A 15,954-nucleotide genomic window follows, 5' to 3' on the forward strand; every position below is an offset into this window, starting at 1 on the left:
CTCAGAAAAAAACCTCAACCCCCACCTTCAGATTCCGCCCCGGCATGGGATAGACAGAGCCGGAATACGCCGCCAGGGCGTAGGAAGCATCCCAGAGGTTGTTCACTTCCAGAAAAAAAGCCAGAGGCTTTTGCTTCAGCCGAAAACGCAGATCCCAGACCTGATAGGGATCCAGGGGCTTTTCCCTGTTATCCCCATCATTGCCGTCATAGCGTTTTCCAAACCAGCGACCGGCCAGATAAACGCCCAGATCTTCCAGGGGATCCCAGGCCACCTGCACCCCCCCATGCACCTCCGGAACCAGGGGAATCACCGTGTCCTTTCCGGCAAAACGCGCCTGCATCCAGGTAAGATCCATGCGAAGGCTCCAGTCCGGCCCAGGATAAAGGCTGAGGGCGGTTTCAAGGCCCTGTCTTCGGGTTTTGTCTTCATAATTCCGGTTTTCCTGCAGATGGGTGTCGTAATGGATTTCCTCTGTCATCTCCATGGAAAAAAAGCCCAGCTCAAACCGCAAAATGCCGGGAAGGGCGGAACGCAGGCCCACCTCCCAGTGTCTTCCCTCCTGGGGCTGAAGTTCAGGAGAAGATCGGGCCAGCTCATCCACATTGGGGCTGCGAAAGCTGGTGCCAGAAGAGGCATAGAGGGTCAGCCAGGAATACAGATCCAGAGAAAGCCCCGCATCCCAGGCCTGCATGTTCCAGCTTCTGTTCCGCAGCTCCCGCTGCCGCCAGCCCCCTGCATGGAAACGATCTTCCCGGTAGTCACCCGTGACTTTCTGCAAACGGCCACCCAGAAACACATGCAGCTTTTCCCTGAAATCCAGATCCGTACGTACAAAACCGCCCACCCCTTCCATGCGGCCATTGTGGCGCTGGCCAAGGTTAGCATCCGGATCCGTACGCACATAGTGGCTTTCCTGGTGATCCAGCCCCGTATGGATCCGAAGCCCCTTTCCCAAGGGCCGCAGATGATAATCCACACGCCCTGTTTTTTCCGTGCTGCGGATATCCACAACCGGAAAAACTTCCGCAGGCAGAGGATCCTGTCTGCCCGTCATCTCCATGGACTGGTTGCGGTAACGTAAGCTGCGCTGCAGCTTCAACCGGCCCAGGGAGGCAAAATCCCCTTCCACCTGGGCGGAAAGCCGTTTTTCAAGGGTTTCCCCCCCATCCCAGGGCGTGGACGCCTTCCGGACATCCCCACCCTGAGGAACCGGACCCGGCAGACCATAGGCATCACTGTACACATGTCCGGAAAGGGCAAAGGTCCAGACCTCCTTTTCCCGTGAAAAAAGATCCAGGCCCACATCCTGGGAAGAAAAACCTCCGTTTTCCCGAAAACCGCTTTCCTCCCCCTCTCCTGCGGCCAGGCGAAGACCCACAGGACCCGTCCCTGTGGAAAGGCGGACCCGGTTTTTTCTGTACCCGAAGCTTCCCATCTCAGAGTCAAAGGCGGCCTTTTTCTCTTCCCCTGTCCGGGTAAAGATTCTTACCACGCCGCCCACAGCCCCATCGCCCCAGGTCACAGCCCCAGCACCTCTGTGGATTTCAATGCGTTCGATATCCGAAAGGGAGATGGCCGAAAAATCCACACCCGAAAGATCCTTCGGGTTCATGGGTACATCATCAAGAAGGATCAGCACATTGCTGGAAAAGGTATCCCCCATGCCCCGGATATCAATCCCCCCTGCCTTGCCTGCGCCGCCCCGGGGTACAACCCCTGCTTCCCGCGCCAGGATATCCTCCAGACGCCCGCCCGGTATCCGGTCCAGATCTTCCCTCTCCAGCACACGCACAGGGTTTGCAAAACGACCCTCCTCCCTTTCTTCCCGCCCTGCGGTGACCTGCAGCGCGGGAAGGACAAGGGCATCGTTTTGCGCCAGACTCAGACCCGGCCCCCCTCCGGTCCAGGCAAAAAACAAGACACAGAAAATGTAAAACAGCCGGAGCCCAGACTTCATATCAGAAACCCAGACTCTGGAGGAAACAGGAAATATCTTCACTCAGCCTGGGCTCACCCACATTGTCCAGGGCAAAATAGGCGGGCGTGTTCATACCCCACTCCCCCTTATCAGTGGAGTCCAGGGCAAAGCTTACACGCTTTACCTTTCCAAGGGATGACAGATCCACCCACTGCCAGGTATCCAGGATTTCCCTTTTGGATTCCCGGAAATCCGCCAGGTACACATCCACAGACCCCGTCTCTTTCTCTGCTGAATCCCATCCCGTAATTCTGAGGCGAAACCAGTCGCCTGTGTCAAATTTTTTTGCAAAATCATCGCCCTTTTTCATGGAAAAATAGGCATAGGTGGTGTTTGTCACATACATACCGCTGAGGGTGGCCTCCGCATCCAGCACGAACGCAGGAGGCTCCCCACCCGCATAGGCCAGCGCATAGGTTTCCGACCCTTCAACCCCTTCGCCGGGAATGGCGCTGTACTGGTTTTCATAGCCCTCTGTTGAAGCATCCTTGTGGGTGGATACGGCAAAACCACTCCACGCCTGCCAATCTTTGTTGTAGGTGTTGAGAAAACGCATAGCACCCGAATGAATGCCACCACTTTCGTCACTGCCGTTCCAGTATCCCTCTTGTAAAAGGGAGCGATCCACATCCTCAAAGGTGGCGGATACCAGGCCATCGGCCTGAATCCCAAGGGGGGCAAACAGAACCAACATACCAAGAACAAAGATTTTCATCATACAGGGCTTATGCATCTTCCATCATCTCCTTATTTTGAATATTCATGTCATTCACCGCATCCGGCGTCTCATAAAAAAATCCTGAAAAACGTCACCGAACCCACAGCATCCGCAGAAAAAGAGGCCCACCGATCATGGCCGTCAGAATGCCCACGGGCATTTCCGTAGGGGCTACCAGAGTTCTTGCCAGCATATCGCAGAAGGCCAGAAACACGCCGCCCGCAAGGGCAGAAAAAACAAGGCCGGAACGCATGTCCGGCCCGGAGATTCTGCGTACGGCCTGGGGTACAATCAATCCGACAAAGCCAATGGGCCCGGATACGGCCACAGCAGCCCCCACAAGGAGGCCTGTGGCAAGGCAGATACGGAAACGCACCCTGGCCACAGGCACTCCATGGGCCAGGGCAAGCCCCGCATCCAGGGCCATCAGGTTGAGACTCGGACCCAGGGGAAAAAGAAGAACGCTGCCGATCAGAATCAGGGGCAGCATGGCAAAAAGATTACTCCACCCCACCACATCCAATCCTCCCATGAGCCAGCGGTCCATGACCACAAGCTGGGAAGGATCCACGCTGTAACGGATCAGCAGCATGAGAGCGCCACAGAGGATATTCACCGTGACACCCGCAAGAATCACGGTTTCCGTGGCTCCGCCAAAACGGGCCGCCATTTTCAATGAAAGCCCCACAGCCATCATGGCCCCGCCAAAGGCCAGCAACTGCACCGAGGAAAAGGGACCCCAGTGTACAAAAAGTCCGGAAAAGGAGAGGGCCAGGGAAGCACCCACAGCAGCGCATCCGGCAATCCCCAGAACAAAGGGCTCTGCCAGGGGATTTTCCAGCATCACCTGTAAAGCCGCCCCACAGGCCGCAAGCCCCATCCCGCATACAAAAGCCAGCAAAACCCTTGGGAAACGATGGTGGAGAAGAATCTCCGCCGCCACATTCTGCTCCTCACCCAGGAGCTGAAAAATCACCCCAAAGGGCGTGGACTCAGCCCCCCAGAAGGGAAGACAAAAAAAGGCCGCAAGCGCCAGTCCGACATAAAAAATCCCATGGGAGACACGCTTTTTATGCATCAGGAGGCCTTCTCCCTTTCGGGCAGAAGCACAAATCCTCCTTCATTGTCAGGATGGGGCCAGAAACGCATGAACTTACCATAGGCATCGGTCAGGGCCCTCGACTGCAAAACCTCATGGGGCGGCCCATCGGCAAGAATCCCCCCCTTATCAATGAAAACCATCCGGTCGGCAAACACCGCGGCAAGATTCAGGTCGTGGCTCACCACCAGGGCTGCGAAGTGATCACGGCATTCCCTTTTCAGAAGCCGGAAAAACTCCGCCCCATGGTGAGGGTCCAGGCCTGTTGTGGGTTCATCCAGAAGGAGCATTTCCGGCTGACGACAGAGAACGGAAGCTAAAAGCACCCGCTGCCTTTCGCCGCCGGAAAGCCTTGAAAAGGAACGCCCCCGCAAATGGGCCACACGGGTTTTTTCCATGGCAGCAAAGACGGCCTTCCTCGTGGAAGACGCACCCAGATGACCACCATCCACGCAAAAACGCCCCATGGCCACAACGGATTCGGTGTTAAAACTGTAAAGGGGACGCACCTCCTGGGGGAGATATCCCAGTTTCCCAGCCACTTCTTTGCGCAACAAGGTTCCAAGGGGCAGGCCGTTCAACAGGATCTGCCCCTTTTCAGGGGGCAGCACACCGGCCAGAAGCTGTAAAAATGTGGATTTCCCCCCTCCATTGGGCCCCACGATGCAGCAGAACTCCTTTTTCACCATTTTAAAATCAAGTGGGCCCAGAGAAAATCCGTCTCTGCGGGAAAAGCATAAACCCTCTGCTCTCAATCCCTGCATCCCATGCCCTCCTGCAGGGGATTGAACCCCGGAATCCGCCTCTCGTCCGAATCAGAACTCCGCGACCATGCCGCAACCCTCCGAAGCCGCCACTCTTTTATCTTCCAGGGGATAAAAACCCCAACCCTTGTCTCCGCAGGAATTGCAGAGAATCCCTTCTCCATGTCTGTTTCTCCTGGCAAAAGATCACAATGGCCATCACGATTCTGGATCAGAACATCTGTCTGGAGATTTTAAGGATGGGAAAAACGCTGGCAGGATCGTAACGAAAAAAATCTGAAGAAATCCGGAACTCCTCCATCCCGAGGGAGCCCGGATTTCCTTAAAAAATCTATGGAAAATCTAAAGAAATAAAAAACGCTTACACCCAAACGCCCTAGCCTTCATTTTCTTCCAGAATGAACTCCCAGGCGCACCACCATTCTTCAGGGTGAGCATCCGGCGGGCATCCGATGCAATGGGTCCGGATACGGGAATCCAGCTCACTGGCAAAAAAGGGATACTCCACCATGCCTGCGCTCTTGCAGGGATAATCCTCAAGGCCTTTGCGTTTTCTCGCATCCTGCACCCGGCACTTGTGCATGCGAAAAACAAAGCGATCCGGCCCTGTATCTTCGATGCTCTGTTCATTGATAAAGGCATAAAGCCGATGGTTCAGGGCTTTTTTCAATCCTTCCAGTCCCGCCCTTTTCCCAAGCCCCAGGCTTTTGCGGATCATGGCTGCTTCAAAGGGCGAAAAGTGCGCCCAACAGGAGTCATTGCAACGCTTGGCATCATTCATTCCGTGGGCAAATTCCACACCCTGAAACCAGAGACCATCCAGGGCCAGCCAGTTCAGGGAAACGGCCTCCCGCAAAGTCTCCAGGGTTTCCACAGGCAGATCCAGCAGGGGCGCGGGAAGTCCGTCTTTCATGGGAACACCGAGAATCTTTGCAAATCGGTTCATATACACATCAAGGACGTTCCCTGAGACCTTGGTGATGATCGCATGACTTTTTTCAGAGCCCAGCTGGTGCCGCACCTCGGCAAACCAAAGCCCGTAATGCACCATGCTGCGATGAAAAAGATCCAGAATCATAGCCGCCATGGCTTCAGGCGATTTCTTTTCCCCCGTATCTTTCGACATCGTACCGTCCTTATCCTGAAAAGATTAATGATTCATGCAAAGCCTCATGCCTTGCCTGGGTAAGCGTGTGTCCCCTGCCTTGCAAGATAAAGGCCTTGGGTGAAACAAAAATCCGGATCCTCAACGCAAATTTCTCCCCTTTCACAGGAAGGCCTTCCCCTCAAGCCTTTTGTGTAAAGGCCCTTTACCACTCCACATCCGTTATCTTTTTCTCCCCGCTTTCCTTGTCGCCCTGTCGGGCTCGATCCTGGGCTTTCTTTCCCCTCATCCCCGCCCCTTTCCCGCATTCACCCTTCCTTTTTCCGGAAAGAATGCGCGGGTCCGCCACACAGTCTTTCCGGGCGCCTTCAAAAAAATATTTGAATTCATTGGTTAAAATGAAAAATTTTAACCCAAGCCACGTTTTGTGGCGATATCTCCACACATCCACACTCCCACCCGGACCTGGCTCCCCAGGCCAGGAGCCCCATGAATCTTCAAAAGCAGAAGAATGTTCTGCGAAAAAATCTGATGACTCTCACTTTCAGTCCCACGGCTCCCCAGCCCCCTTTCTTCCGCATGCCTGCCCGAAAGCCCTGACCATATCCCATGCATGGCAAACAATGGCACATGAGTTGCATTGATGAACTTTTAAAAAACAAACATTGGCAGACAGTCTTATCCTATCGGAAACAATAACAAAAAATTTCGATTACGCTCTATCCTGTCTGCGGCCTGCCTTGCCGCATCCACTCCAAAAACCCTTAAACCCAAAATTTCAGAATCCGAAGAGTCCGCCCCATGGCGGGTGTCTGAGGGGAGATCCATACAAGCACGAAACGGGTGGAAATCGGGTGCGTTGAACCATCCCATGGGCTCTCCTTTCACACCTTGTGTCATCTGCGGGTGAAAGGTGTGCGCTGTTTCAATGGCAGGCTCTCGCAACCCTAGCGATAGGGAGCAGGAATACGGAAAAGCCCTTAAGGGGAAAAACCTCCCAAGGCTTTTTTCAGGTCAGGCCAGATCCTGACCCCCAGTTTTTTTCTTTTCTTTCAGGCAAATCAAGGATTGCTTGCCGTATAAAGTAGCATGCGGATCAAGACCCGACTCATGCCGTTTTCAGGCTGCAATCCTTGTTAAGCATTCTGACAAATCAGGGGCTATATCCCTGACCCGTCGGAATTTCGTAGATCCGTCCATCTTAAAGAGGCCGCTTTGAGTGTGCAGTTAACGTAAAAGTTAAGAAAAAAGGATCGGTGAACGTATGTATTTTTCCAAGGAGCTGCTGGAAAAGTCCAGCCGGATGAGACAAAAATGGGAAGATGAAGTCAAAAAAGTTATCGCCAAAGGTCCGGATCAGAAGCCTCGCTGGTCCACTGTCTCAGACCTGGAAATCAAACGCATCTATGGGCCTGAAGACATTCAGCACATGGATTTTGAAAATGACATTGGTTATCCGGGTCAGTTTCCCTTTATCCGAGGAAACCAGCCCACAGGATACCGTGGAAAATACTGGACTTTCCGGATGTTTTCAGGAATGGGCAATGCCAAAACCACCAACGAGCGCTGGCACATGCTTCTGCGCGAAGGACAAACGGGTCTCAGCACAGCCTTCGATTTTCCCACGCTGATGGGCTATGACACAGATTCTCCCAAGGCCAGGGGGGCTGGCGGCAAATGTGGTGTGGCCATTGATACCCTGGAAGATTTCATGCAGCTTGTTGATGGCATTCCCATGGATAAGGTCACCACCTCCATGACCATCAACCCGCCCGCAACGGTACTCTGGGCCATGTATTGCGCCGCAGCAGAACTCAAGGGCATTCCCCTCACCCAGATCGGCGGCACCATCCAGAACGACATGCTCAAAGAGTTCATCGCCCAGAAAACCCTGATGTGTCCTCCGGACCCGTCCGTCAAACTTGTCAGCGATACGGTGGAATTCGGGGCCAAATACGTTCCCCGCTGGAACACCATCTCCATCAGCGGTTATCACATCCGGGAAGCAGGCGCCACCGCCGTGCAGGAGCTGGCCTTCACGCTCAGGGACGGGATGGAGTATGTGGAAGACGTCATCCGCCGCAAAGGTCTGGACGTCGATACCTTCGCCCCCAGACTCTCCTTCTTCTTCAACTCCCACATCGACTTCTTCGAGGAAATCGCCAAACTGAGGGCTGCCCGCAGAATCTGGGCCAAGGCCATGCGCGATCGCTACAAGTCCAAAGACCAGCGGTCCTGGTGGATGCGCTTCCATACCCAGACCGCAGGATGCTCCCTCACCGCACAGCAGCCTTACAACAACGTCATCCGCACAGCCACCCAGGCCCTTGCTGCCGTGCTGGGAGGCACCCAGTCTCTGCATACAAACTCTTTGGATGAGGTACTCTGCCTGCCTTCGGATCACGCGGTTCAGATTGCCCTCAGAACCCAGCAGATCATTGCCGAGGAAACCGGTGCCGCCAACACCATTGATCCCCTGGCTGGCTCCTATTTTGTTGAGGCCCTCACCAACGAGATGGAAGAAAAGGCCTGGGAGTACATCCACAAAATTGATGAGATGGGCGGGATGGTGGCAGCCATTGAAAAGGGCTACCCCCAGCTCGAAATATCAGACGCCGCTTATCACTTCCAGAAGCAGATTGACGCGGGTGAAAAAATCATGGTGGGCGTCAACAAGTATGTCTCCTCTGAACCCTCGCCCATTCCCCTGGTCGAAATTGATGACAGCGTGGAAGTGGAGCAGATCAAACAGCTCCAGGCCGTTCGCAGAAAGCGGGACGACAAGGCTGTGAAAAGATCCCTCAACGACATCAAAAACGCCTGTAAAAATGGCGAGAACGTCATGCCCCACTGCATTGAAGCCGTGAAGAACCTGGCAAGCGTCCAGGAAATCTGCGACGTCTATCGGGAAGTGTATGGCGAATACCGGGATCCGGGCCTCTATTGAGAGGCCAGGTCTGAGTCGGGGCCAAGGATATGCAGATCGGAAGGAAAAATGCTGCATGGACGCAGAAATGCTACCTTCCCAAGGGTCTGCCTCTCACCGGAAGTTCTGTGAAAACGAAAGACGGATGCGCCAGAAGTGCGCAGAGGAGTATGGAAAATGCCTGAAAATATCATTCGAGTGATGATTGCAAAACCTGGATTGGACGGCCATGACCGTGGGGCCAGGGTATTGGCCCGCTGTTTTCGGGACGCGGGTTTTGAAGTGATCTACACGGGCTGTCACCAGACGCCGGAGCAGATCGCCGCAGCCGCCATTCAGGAAGATGTGGATGTGGTGGGGCTCAGCTGCCTGTCCGGCGCCCACCGTTATCTTTTCCCTGCGGTTGTGGACCAGCTCAGGCAAAGGGGCGGCGATGATATCACCGTTGTGGGCGGCGGCATCATTCCGGACCAGGATTTTCAGTTTCTCTATGACGCAGGTCTTAAGGCTTTATTCACCCCCGGAGAAAAACTGGATGATATCGTAGATTGGTTCAGAAAAAATGTCAAAAAGAGAGATTGACATGACTGATAAAGTAAAAAAAATCCAATCCGGGGATGTCAGAACCGCCTCACGGCTTATCCGACACCTCGAAGACAATGTCCATGAAGCCCGCAGCACCATGAAGGATATTTTTCCTCTGACGGGTCATGCACATGTTGTTGGATTAACGGGATCACCAGGTGCCGGAAAAAGCACCCTTGTGGATGCCCTCATTGAGGCTTTCCGCAAGATGGGCAAGACCGTAGGTGTCATTGCCGTGGATCCCACCAGCCCCTTCACCGGCGGTGCCATCCTGGGAGACCGCATACGCATGCAGCGCCATGCGGAGGATCCTGGTGTTTTTGTCAGAAGCGTGGCCACGCGTGGTGCCCTGGGAGGCCTGTCCAGGGCTGTGGGCGACGCCATCCACATCATGGATGTCATGGGAAAGGACATCGTGCTCGTGGAAACCGTGGGAACCGGACAGCAGGAAGTGGACATCATGCATTATGCCCACACGGTTCTTGTGGTTCTCATACCGGGCATGGGCGACGATATCCAGGCCATCAAGGCAGGCATCCTGGAAATCGCCAATATCTTTGTCATCAATAAGGCGGAACGGGAAGGTTCCTCCAAGCTGCGCAAGGAACTCATCACCATGCTGAACATGGCGCCGGATTCCGCTTTTCCTGCGGGCTGGCGTCCGCCCATCCTCAAATGTGAAAACGCATTTCAACCGGCTACATTCAGCCAGAGCGTGATGGATCTGGCTCAGACCATCCACGAGCATTATGAGCATCTTGTCAAAAACAATCTCATCGGCAGCTGGTCCAACCGGAAGGCAGCCACGGAATTCAACGAAGCCATCCGCTGCGCCATCCTGGATCCCATCTTAAATTCCCTCATGCAGAATGGGGAGCTGGATGCCATGATCCGCAAGCTGGTCAACAAAGAAACGGACCCCTATACCCTGGCCGAGGAAATCGCAGGCCGCTTTCTGAAAATGGGCTGAAGGGATCCTGCACTGAACCAATGAGCCAGGCCCGGGTCCCCCCGTGGCGGGGGATCCGGGCTTTTTTTCGGGGTGAGAATATATGCAAGAATCGATAGCAGCAACCATGGAGCGCTTTAACCGCGGACTGGTGCTTGTGATTACGGGCGATGGAAAGGGCAAAACCACTTCCTGCCTGGGTCAGGCCCTCCGCAGCATCGGTCATGGCAACAAGGTTCTGATCATCCAGTTCATGAAAGGAGAAAAATACGGGGAAATCATGGCCATTGAAAAGTACCTGTCCGAAAAACTCACCACCATCCAGTGCGGCCTGGCCAGTTTTGTCATGAAAGACAACCCTGCGCCCCTGGATGTGGAGCTGGCCCAGGAAGGTCTCGCCATCGCCAAGAAAGCCATTGCCTCCGGTGAATACCAGATGGTCATTCTCGATGAAATCAACGTGGCCATGGATTTCGGCCTCGTTGCCGTGGAGGATGTGGTGGACATGGTCAAGGCCAAGCCCCCCCGGATGGATCTCGTCCTCTCCGGCCGCTATGCGCCTCAGGAAATCATGGATCTCGCCGACATGGTGAGTGAGATCAAAGAAATCAAGCACCATTATCACCAAGGGGTCACGGCAAGGGCGGGTATTGAGCACTGAACCGCGCCCTTGCGGTCATGGGCAGAATGAAACCCAAGCCAGGAAAAACCCATCCATGGACAGAAAAAAAAGGTAAGAGGAATGATGAGCCCCGGCCAAACGAACCTTCCCATCCCTGATGAGGCCGTAGAAATTCAGGATATCCTGGAGGCACTTTCTTCACGTCTCGTGCAGGCGGGTGCTTCCGTGGTGAAGATCGTCGAAGCTGCCGACATTGTGGTGGATGAACGGGTGCGTCTGAAATGTCAGATTCCCTTGTGCGACAGCTATGGTAAAAACCTCATGTGCCCTCCCCTTGTCGTTCCCTCCCTGGAGGCTTTCCGTCAGGCCCTCACCCGCTATGCAAAGGCCCTCCTGATTCAGATCACAGCACCTCTGCCGGAAACCCTGGACAAAACCGACGTATACGCACCCGCAAGGCAGCTGCATGATCTGGTGAATCTTGCGGAAAAATGGGCTTTTGCGTACCAGCGTCGATTTGCCTTTGGCCTCATCGGCGGATGCTGCAGGCTCTGTGATGTCTGCGTGGCTGTCACCCAGGACAGCTTCTGCCGCCATCCCTTCAGGGCACGGCCATCCATGGAAGCCATGGGAATTGATGTGGTGGCCACCGTCGCCAGGGCCGGGCTTGGAACCCACTTTCCCATATCAGACAAGGTCACCTGGACCGGGGTTCTGCTCCTCTGAAAGCCCCGCTGTTTCTTGCAGGGAAAGTGTACCTTGCCTGCATCCGCCATGCCCGACTTTTTCCCATGGCAGGATGCGCAAAAAAACCGCCCCGCCATGGAAGGGGCAAGGAAGGACAGACTGCCATGGAAATCAAAATGCCCATCAAAACCTACGGGAACTATCTCGTATCCATACGTCACGGAGAAGAAGAAAACCGGGAACGCTGCCAGCAGCTGCGCATACGGCAGTTATCCGCCGAAGAACAGCAAAAGGCATACAAAGACCAGGGCATTCCCGGAGAAGCCATGCCCACCCATCAGATCACCTTTTATGATTTCGGATGCAAACGCATCATAGAAGGTAAACTCATGGAAAACGAAGCAGACCGGGCCGTGTTTCGGGTCAAAGACAAGGATTACGCCTTTTCACCCTTTATTCCCAAGGGCGCATAAGATCCGAAACCGGACCTGTTCACCCTACCTTCAGGCATCATGAAATCGGGGGAGTGTCATGACCAAAGAAGAAAAAATCGAGGCAATCCGTCAGAGGGCGAGAAAGAATTTCTCCCTTGGCTATAACTGCGCAGAATGCATCACAGAAGCCGTATTTTCCCTTGTGGACACGGGAATGCCCGTGGAAGCGAAAAAATGCGCCACAGGTTTCGGGGGCGGCATCGGGCTTTTCGGGGATACCTGCGGTGCCCTTGTGGGCTGCGTCATGGCCGTAAGCGCCGTGCATGGCAGAACCGAGCTGCCCCAGGGGGAAGAGCCCAGGGAAGTGGCCAAACGCTCCAAGGAGCAGCTGTACGGAAAACCCGGCGTTTACCGCATTTTTAACCAGATCCCAAACCGTTTCAAAGACAAATTTCCCCACACCCTTTGCCGGGAATTGACCGAAAAATGGCAAGCCGACTGGCTCTGCCGGGACCACGCCCTCTACTGCCGGGAAGTGATCACGGAAGCCGCAGGTATTGCTGCGGATCTCATTCTTTCTGACAAAGACCACCTTGCCACAAGCCCCTTCGGGGCCAATGTGGAGAATCTGAAAGACTGATCCGGATGAAAACGGCGGCATTCCCCGTAAACCCGCAACCTGGCCGGTCAAAAAAGCCCTCTTGTGTCACAGCCCTCCCTGGGCCATGGGTCGGTTTCAGGGGAGCCTTTCCCCTGGAAACCGCACCCTTTGACTGAGAAGATCCGGCCTGTGGAGGTAAAACGCATGATGGCGTTGGGTACTCAGGTCATGGTTGACCACCCCCAGCATCCCTTCAACGGCTGCATGGGCAGGGTTGTGGGCAGACGCGGAGGCAGAACCGCCGATGACACCTGGATTCTGGTCTATTTTGCTTCAAAAATGCGAAGCTATCTTGTTCCCGAATCCATCCTTTCCACCCAGCCCGGAAATTCAGAAACCAGAAATCCGGATCCGGCGGATGGATGAAAAATCCTGACCCGAAAAAAAACAAAAAGGAAAAGGGTTTTTTCTCCGGTCTTGGCAAGATTTCCTTTTCCTGCAAAACATTTTTGTAAAAAACCCAGTTATCCCAAGATGCGGGAAAAACCTTTTCCCCGTCCAAAACCGTCATTCACCCGATTCTTTAAAGGAGATTTGAAATGGCCCAACTGATTGCTGACCGTCGCGATGTGGATTTTGTTCTCCATGAACAGTTCGAGGTGTCGGAACTTGCAAAAGCTCCCCGTTTTGCCGACTTCAATCGCAAAACCATAGACCTCATCGTTACTGAGGCCCGGAACCTGGCCATCAAGGAAATCCTTCCTTTACAGAAAATCAGCGACAACCCGGGCTGCCAGTTTGACGCAGGCAAGGTGACGGTGCCCGAAGCCTTCCATAAGGTCTACAAAACCTATTGCGACGGCCAGTGGTTGGCCATGAGTGACTCTCCCGAATGGGGGGGACAGGGTATGCCCACGGCTGTGGGGCTGGCGGCCAACGAATACTTCTATGGGGCCTGCAACTCCTTTATGCTCTTTAACATGCTGACCCATGGCGCAGCCCGTCTCATTGAAAGCTTCGGCACCCAGGCCCAGAAGGACCAGGTCTTGAAAAACATGTATTCGGGTAAGTGGTCCGGCACCATGCTGCTCACAGAACCCGTTGCGGGCTCCGATGTGGGGGCTCTCACCACCACAGCCAAGCGCAATCCCGACGGCACCTACTCCATCTCCGGCGCAAAAATCTTCATCTCCGGCGGTGAGCAGGATATGGTGGAAAACATCATTCACCCCACCCTGGCCCGCGTTGAAGGCGCCCCCGCAGGCACCCGTGGCATCTCCTTGTTCCTGGTTCCCAAATACCGCATTAATGCCGACGGCTCCCTGGGAGCTTTCAACGACGTGGTCTGCACGGGCATTGAGCACAAGATGGGACTTCACGGCAACTCCACCTGTTCGCTCACTCTGGGCGGCAAGGGCGAGTGCATCGGCACCCTCATTGGTGAAGAGAACAAGGGCATGGCCCACATGTTCCAGATGATGAACGAAGCCCGTCAGATGGTGGGGCTCCAGGGTTTTGCCAACGCCACCGCCTCCTTCATGTACGCCCTGGATTACGCCCGCCAGCGCATCCAGACCAAACATATGACCGATCCTCCGGAAGCAGGCCCCTCCGCCATCATCCGCCATCCGGACGTACGCCGCCAGCTCATGCTCATGAAAAGCCTGGTGGAAGGCATGCGCAGCCTGATCTATTTCAACGGCATGGTTCAGGATCGGCATAAGCTTGTTGAAAGCGCAGAGGAAAAAGAACGCCTGCGCAATCTGGAGGAAGTGCTGACCCCCATCATCAAGGGCTACATCACGGACAAGGCCTTTGAGGTCTGCTCCCATGGCGTGCAGGTTTACGGCGGTTACGGCTACATCGAAGAATATCCCGTGGCCCAGCTGCTCCGCGACTGCCGCATCTTCCAGATCTATGAAGGCACCAACGGTATCCAGTCCATCGACCTTGTGGGTCGTAAGATGGGCATGAAAAAAGGGGCCGCCTTCATGGCCTTCCTGGAAGAAATCCGCAAAACCATCGAGCTGGCCCGGGGCATTGACGCGGTCAGACCTCTGGCGGAAAACCTTGAAAAACTCTTTAATACCTACACGGAAACCGCAGCCATCCTGGGCAAGGCCGCAGGCAGCGACAAGGTGCTGGACGCCTTTGCCTTCACCCATCCCTTCCTGGAAGCCACAGGGGATCTTACCATGGCCTGGATGCTCCTGTGGCGGGCCGCCGTGGCAGCCCCCAAGATCGGGCAGAAGAAAAAGGATGACGCCTTCTATCAGGGCCAGGTCACCACAGCGCGCTTCTTCATCAATTCCCAGCTGCCCATCACCGCAGGCAGGCTTGCTGCCATTCAGACCATGGACGGTGCAGCCATTGCCATGGAAGACGCCGGATTCGGCGGCTGATCCCTGATGCGTTCCACAAGGTCGGTGATTTTCACCGACCTGATCAACCCCTGGCTTCCGACAACGCCCCCGCCGGAAGCCGCCTGCCGACCCACCCTCCCCGGTGTGTCGGCAGATTTATTCTTCCCCACAACGTTCCTTTCGGTGCATGCCCCTGTGGCATGGGGGGGATAAACGCACACCGAAAAAAAAGGCCCATCCCCAAGGCCTTGATCACCTGAAGATCCCAAAGGAAGGGCAGGGTATGCGGATTCTGGTCATAGGCGCAATGGAAACGGAAATTGAGGCACTGGTCTTAAAATTAAAAGCCCGACCTGCGGGACAGCTGTTCGGGATGGCCTATTTTTCAACACGCATGGATCCCCTTGAAATTCAGATCATCCAGTGCGGTATCGGCAAGGTCAATGCCACGGCCATCACCCAGAAGGCCATATGCGGATTTCATCCGGATTTTATTATCAATACAGGCATTGCGGGCACCACCCACCCAGAAAACAGGATCGGTGACGTCATCATCGGCCAGGAACTCACCTACCATGATGTGCGCAGGGGACAGATGAAGCACTGTTTTCCCTGCCAGGCCGCCTTTTATTCCGATGCAGACGCTGTCCATACGCTCAAAGAAATGATCCGCTCCACCCATCACAAAAGGGTCAAAGCCGGAAGGATTGCCAGTGGAGAACGCTTCATCAACAACGCGGAGGAAAAAGAAAAAATTCATGCGGTCCATGCGCCGGACTGTGTGGATATGGAAAGCACGGCCATCGCCCACACGGCCTTTATCAACTGCATCCCCTTTGTCTGCATCCGCACCATCTGCGACCATGCGGATGAAAACTCCCTTACGGATTTTACGGCCTTTGAAAAGGAGAATGCCGCCATCAGCGCGGGTTTCACCTTTGATTACCTTATGCATCTCCTTGAAAAAAAACGGCCTTCATCCTCCCTTTAACCCTGTATCCGGGCCTCCCCTTCTCTCCTCCTTTGCTGCCCCGGCCTTGGGGGATCCCCTGGAAAGCCCCCGCTTTCCGGCCTCCTCTGATATTTCAAATGGTAAAGTGTTCCAAAATATGGGATGTTC

15 protein-coding genes are annotated in these 15,954 nt (G+C 54.7%); 10 read left to right on the forward strand and 5 right to left on the reverse strand.

Features of this window, described 5'->3' with window-relative positions; all coding sequences use genetic code 11:
- Position 1: 1 nt before the first annotated feature.
- The 5 genes from RBR60_RS07155 to RBR60_RS07175 form a co-directional block, all read right to left on the reverse strand.
- Positions 2-1,960: a TonB-dependent receptor gene (locus RBR60_RS07155; protein WP_320355208.1), complete on the reverse strand. Its 1,959-nt coding sequence runs from the start codon at positions 1,958-1,960 to the stop codon at positions 2-4.
- A gap of 1 nt (position 1,961) precedes the next feature.
- Positions 1,962-2,714 (reverse strand): DUF4465 domain-containing protein, encoded by a 753-nt coding sequence (locus tag RBR60_RS07160; protein ID WP_320355209.1) that lies wholly within the window; start codon positions 2,712-2,714, stop codon positions 1,962-1,964.
- A gap of 76 nt (positions 2,715-2,790) precedes the next feature.
- Positions 2,791-3,777 (reverse strand): iron ABC transporter permease, encoded by a 987-nt coding sequence (locus RBR60_RS07165; protein ID WP_320355210.1) that lies wholly within the window; start codon positions 3,775-3,777, stop codon positions 2,791-2,793.
- Positions 3,777-4,562 carry an ABC transporter ATP-binding protein gene (locus RBR60_RS07170; RefSeq protein ID WP_320355211.1) on the reverse strand — a complete coding sequence of 262 codons (786 nt, stop codon included), beginning with the start codon at positions 4,560-4,562 and terminating at the stop codon, positions 3,777-3,779. The genes RBR60_RS07165 and RBR60_RS07170 overlap by 1 nt, the downstream gene beginning before the upstream one ends.
- 376 nt (positions 4,563-4,938) lie before the next feature.
- Positions 4,939-5,688, reverse strand: a complete 750-nt coding sequence (locus RBR60_RS07175; RefSeq protein ID WP_320355212.1) for a DUF6125 family protein — start codon at positions 5,686-5,688, stop codon at positions 4,939-4,941.
- Positions 5,689-6,931: 1,243 nt separating this feature from the next.
- On the opposite strand from RBR60_RS07175, the gene RBR60_RS07180 reads away from it, so the two are divergent.
- The 10 genes from RBR60_RS07180 to mtnN all read left to right on the forward strand — a co-directional run bounded on the left by RBR60_RS07180 (position 6,932) and on the right by mtnN (position 15,825).
- Complete coding sequence (locus tag RBR60_RS07180) at positions 6,932-8,614, forward strand: methylmalonyl-CoA mutase family protein (protein WP_320355213.1); 1,683 nt, start codon at positions 6,932-6,934, stop codon at positions 8,612-8,614.
- Between the two features lie 156 nt (positions 8,615-8,770).
- On the forward strand, positions 8,771-9,175 hold the full coding sequence (locus RBR60_RS07185; protein WP_320355214.1) for a cobalamin B12-binding domain-containing protein: 405 nt from the start codon (positions 8,771-8,773) through the stop codon (positions 9,173-9,175).
- A 1-nt stretch (position 9,176) separates the two neighbouring features.
- A complete protein-coding gene (meaB, locus tag RBR60_RS07190) occupies positions 9,177-10,148 on the forward strand; it encodes a methylmalonyl Co-A mutase-associated GTPase MeaB (protein ID WP_320355215.1) in 972 nt (323 codons plus the stop codon).
- Between the two features lie 82 nt (positions 10,149-10,230).
- Positions 10,231-10,788: a cob(I)yrinic acid a,c-diamide adenosyltransferase gene (gene cobO / locus RBR60_RS07195; RefSeq protein WP_320355216.1), complete on the forward strand. Its 558-nt coding sequence runs from the start codon at positions 10,231-10,233 to the stop codon at positions 10,786-10,788.
- 81 nt (positions 10,789-10,869) lie between these two features.
- Complete coding sequence (locus tag RBR60_RS07200; protein ID WP_320355217.1) at positions 10,870-11,475, forward strand: DUF2284 domain-containing protein; 606 nt, start codon at positions 10,870-10,872, stop codon at positions 11,473-11,475.
- Between the two features lie 125 nt (positions 11,476-11,600).
- The gene (locus RBR60_RS07205) at positions 11,601-11,909 is read left to right on the forward strand and encodes a hypothetical protein (protein ID WP_320355218.1); all 309 of its coding nucleotides are present in this window, start codon (positions 11,601-11,603) and stop codon (positions 11,907-11,909) included.
- Between the two features lie 58 nt (positions 11,910-11,967).
- Positions 11,968-12,510 (forward strand): C-GCAxxG-C-C family protein, encoded by a 543-nt coding sequence (locus tag RBR60_RS07210; protein WP_320355219.1) that lies wholly within the window; start codon positions 11,968-11,970, stop codon positions 12,508-12,510.
- A 129-nt stretch (positions 12,511-12,639) separates the two neighbouring features.
- Entirely contained in the window at positions 12,640-12,897 is a 258-nt protein-coding gene (locus tag RBR60_RS07215; protein WP_320355220.1) for a hypothetical protein, read from the forward strand.
- Between the two features lie 173 nt (positions 12,898-13,070).
- Positions 13,071-14,873 (forward strand): acyl-CoA dehydrogenase, encoded by a 1,803-nt coding sequence (locus tag RBR60_RS07220; protein WP_320355221.1) that lies wholly within the window; start codon positions 13,071-13,073, stop codon positions 14,871-14,873.
- 244 nt (positions 14,874-15,117) lie between these two features.
- On the forward strand, positions 15,118-15,825 hold the full coding sequence (mtnN, locus tag RBR60_RS07225; RefSeq protein ID WP_320355222.1) for a 5'-methylthioadenosine/S-adenosylhomocysteine nucleosidase: 708 nt from the start codon (positions 15,118-15,120) through the stop codon (positions 15,823-15,825).
- The last annotated feature ends 129 nt before the right edge of the window (positions 15,826-15,954 follow it).

This window comes from Desulfobotulus sp. (assembly GCF_034006065.1).
GTDB lineage: Bacteria > Desulfobacterota > Desulfobacteria > Desulfobacterales > ASO4-4 > Desulfobotulus.

Excerpts from the sequence above, each read along its gene's own strand:
- RBR60_RS07170 (WP_320355211.1), bottom strand. The coding sequence starts at position 4,562 with ATGCAGGGATTGAGAGCAGAGGGTTTATGCTTTTCCCGCAGAGACGGA.
- meaB (WP_320355215.1), top strand. The coding sequence starts at position 9,177 with ATGACTGATAAAGTAAAAAAAATCCAATCCGGGGATGTCAGAACCGCC.
- RBR60_RS07210 (WP_320355219.1), top strand. The coding sequence starts at position 11,968 with ATGACCAAAGAAGAAAAAATCGAGGCAATCCGTCAGAGGGCGAGAAAG.
- RBR60_RS07175 (WP_320355212.1), bottom strand. The coding sequence starts at position 5,688 with ATGTCGAAAGATACGGGGGAAAAGAAATCGCCTGAAGCCATGGCGGCT.
- mtnN (WP_320355222.1), top strand. The coding sequence starts at position 15,118 with ATGCGGATTCTGGTCATAGGCGCAATGGAAACGGAAATTGAGGCACTG.
- RBR60_RS07185 (WP_320355214.1), top strand. The coding sequence starts at position 8,771 with ATGCCTGAAAATATCATTCGAGTGATGATTGCAAAACCTGGATTGGAC.
- RBR60_RS07155 (WP_320355208.1), bottom strand. The coding sequence starts at position 1,960 with ATGAAGTCTGGGCTCCGGCTGTTTTACATTTTCTGTGTCTTGTTTTTT.
- cobO (WP_320355216.1), top strand. The coding sequence starts at position 10,231 with ATGCAAGAATCGATAGCAGCAACCATGGAGCGCTTTAACCGCGGACTG.
- RBR60_RS07160 (WP_320355209.1), bottom strand. The coding sequence starts at position 2,714 with ATGCATAAGCCCTGTATGATGAAAATCTTTGTTCTTGGTATGTTGGTT.
- RBR60_RS07220 (WP_320355221.1), top strand. The coding sequence starts at position 13,071 with ATGGCCCAACTGATTGCTGACCGTCGCGATGTGGATTTTGTTCTCCAT.
- RBR60_RS07200 (WP_320355217.1), top strand. The coding sequence starts at position 10,870 with ATGATGAGCCCCGGCCAAACGAACCTTCCCATCCCTGATGAGGCCGTA.
- RBR60_RS07180 (WP_320355213.1), top strand. The coding sequence starts at position 6,932 with ATGTATTTTTCCAAGGAGCTGCTGGAAAAGTCCAGCCGGATGAGACAA.
- RBR60_RS07165 (WP_320355210.1), bottom strand. The coding sequence starts at position 3,777 with ATGCATAAAAAGCGTGTCTCCCATGGGATTTTTTATGTCGGACTGGCG.
- RBR60_RS07205 (WP_320355218.1), top strand. The coding sequence starts at position 11,601 with ATGGAAATCAAAATGCCCATCAAAACCTACGGGAACTATCTCGTATCC.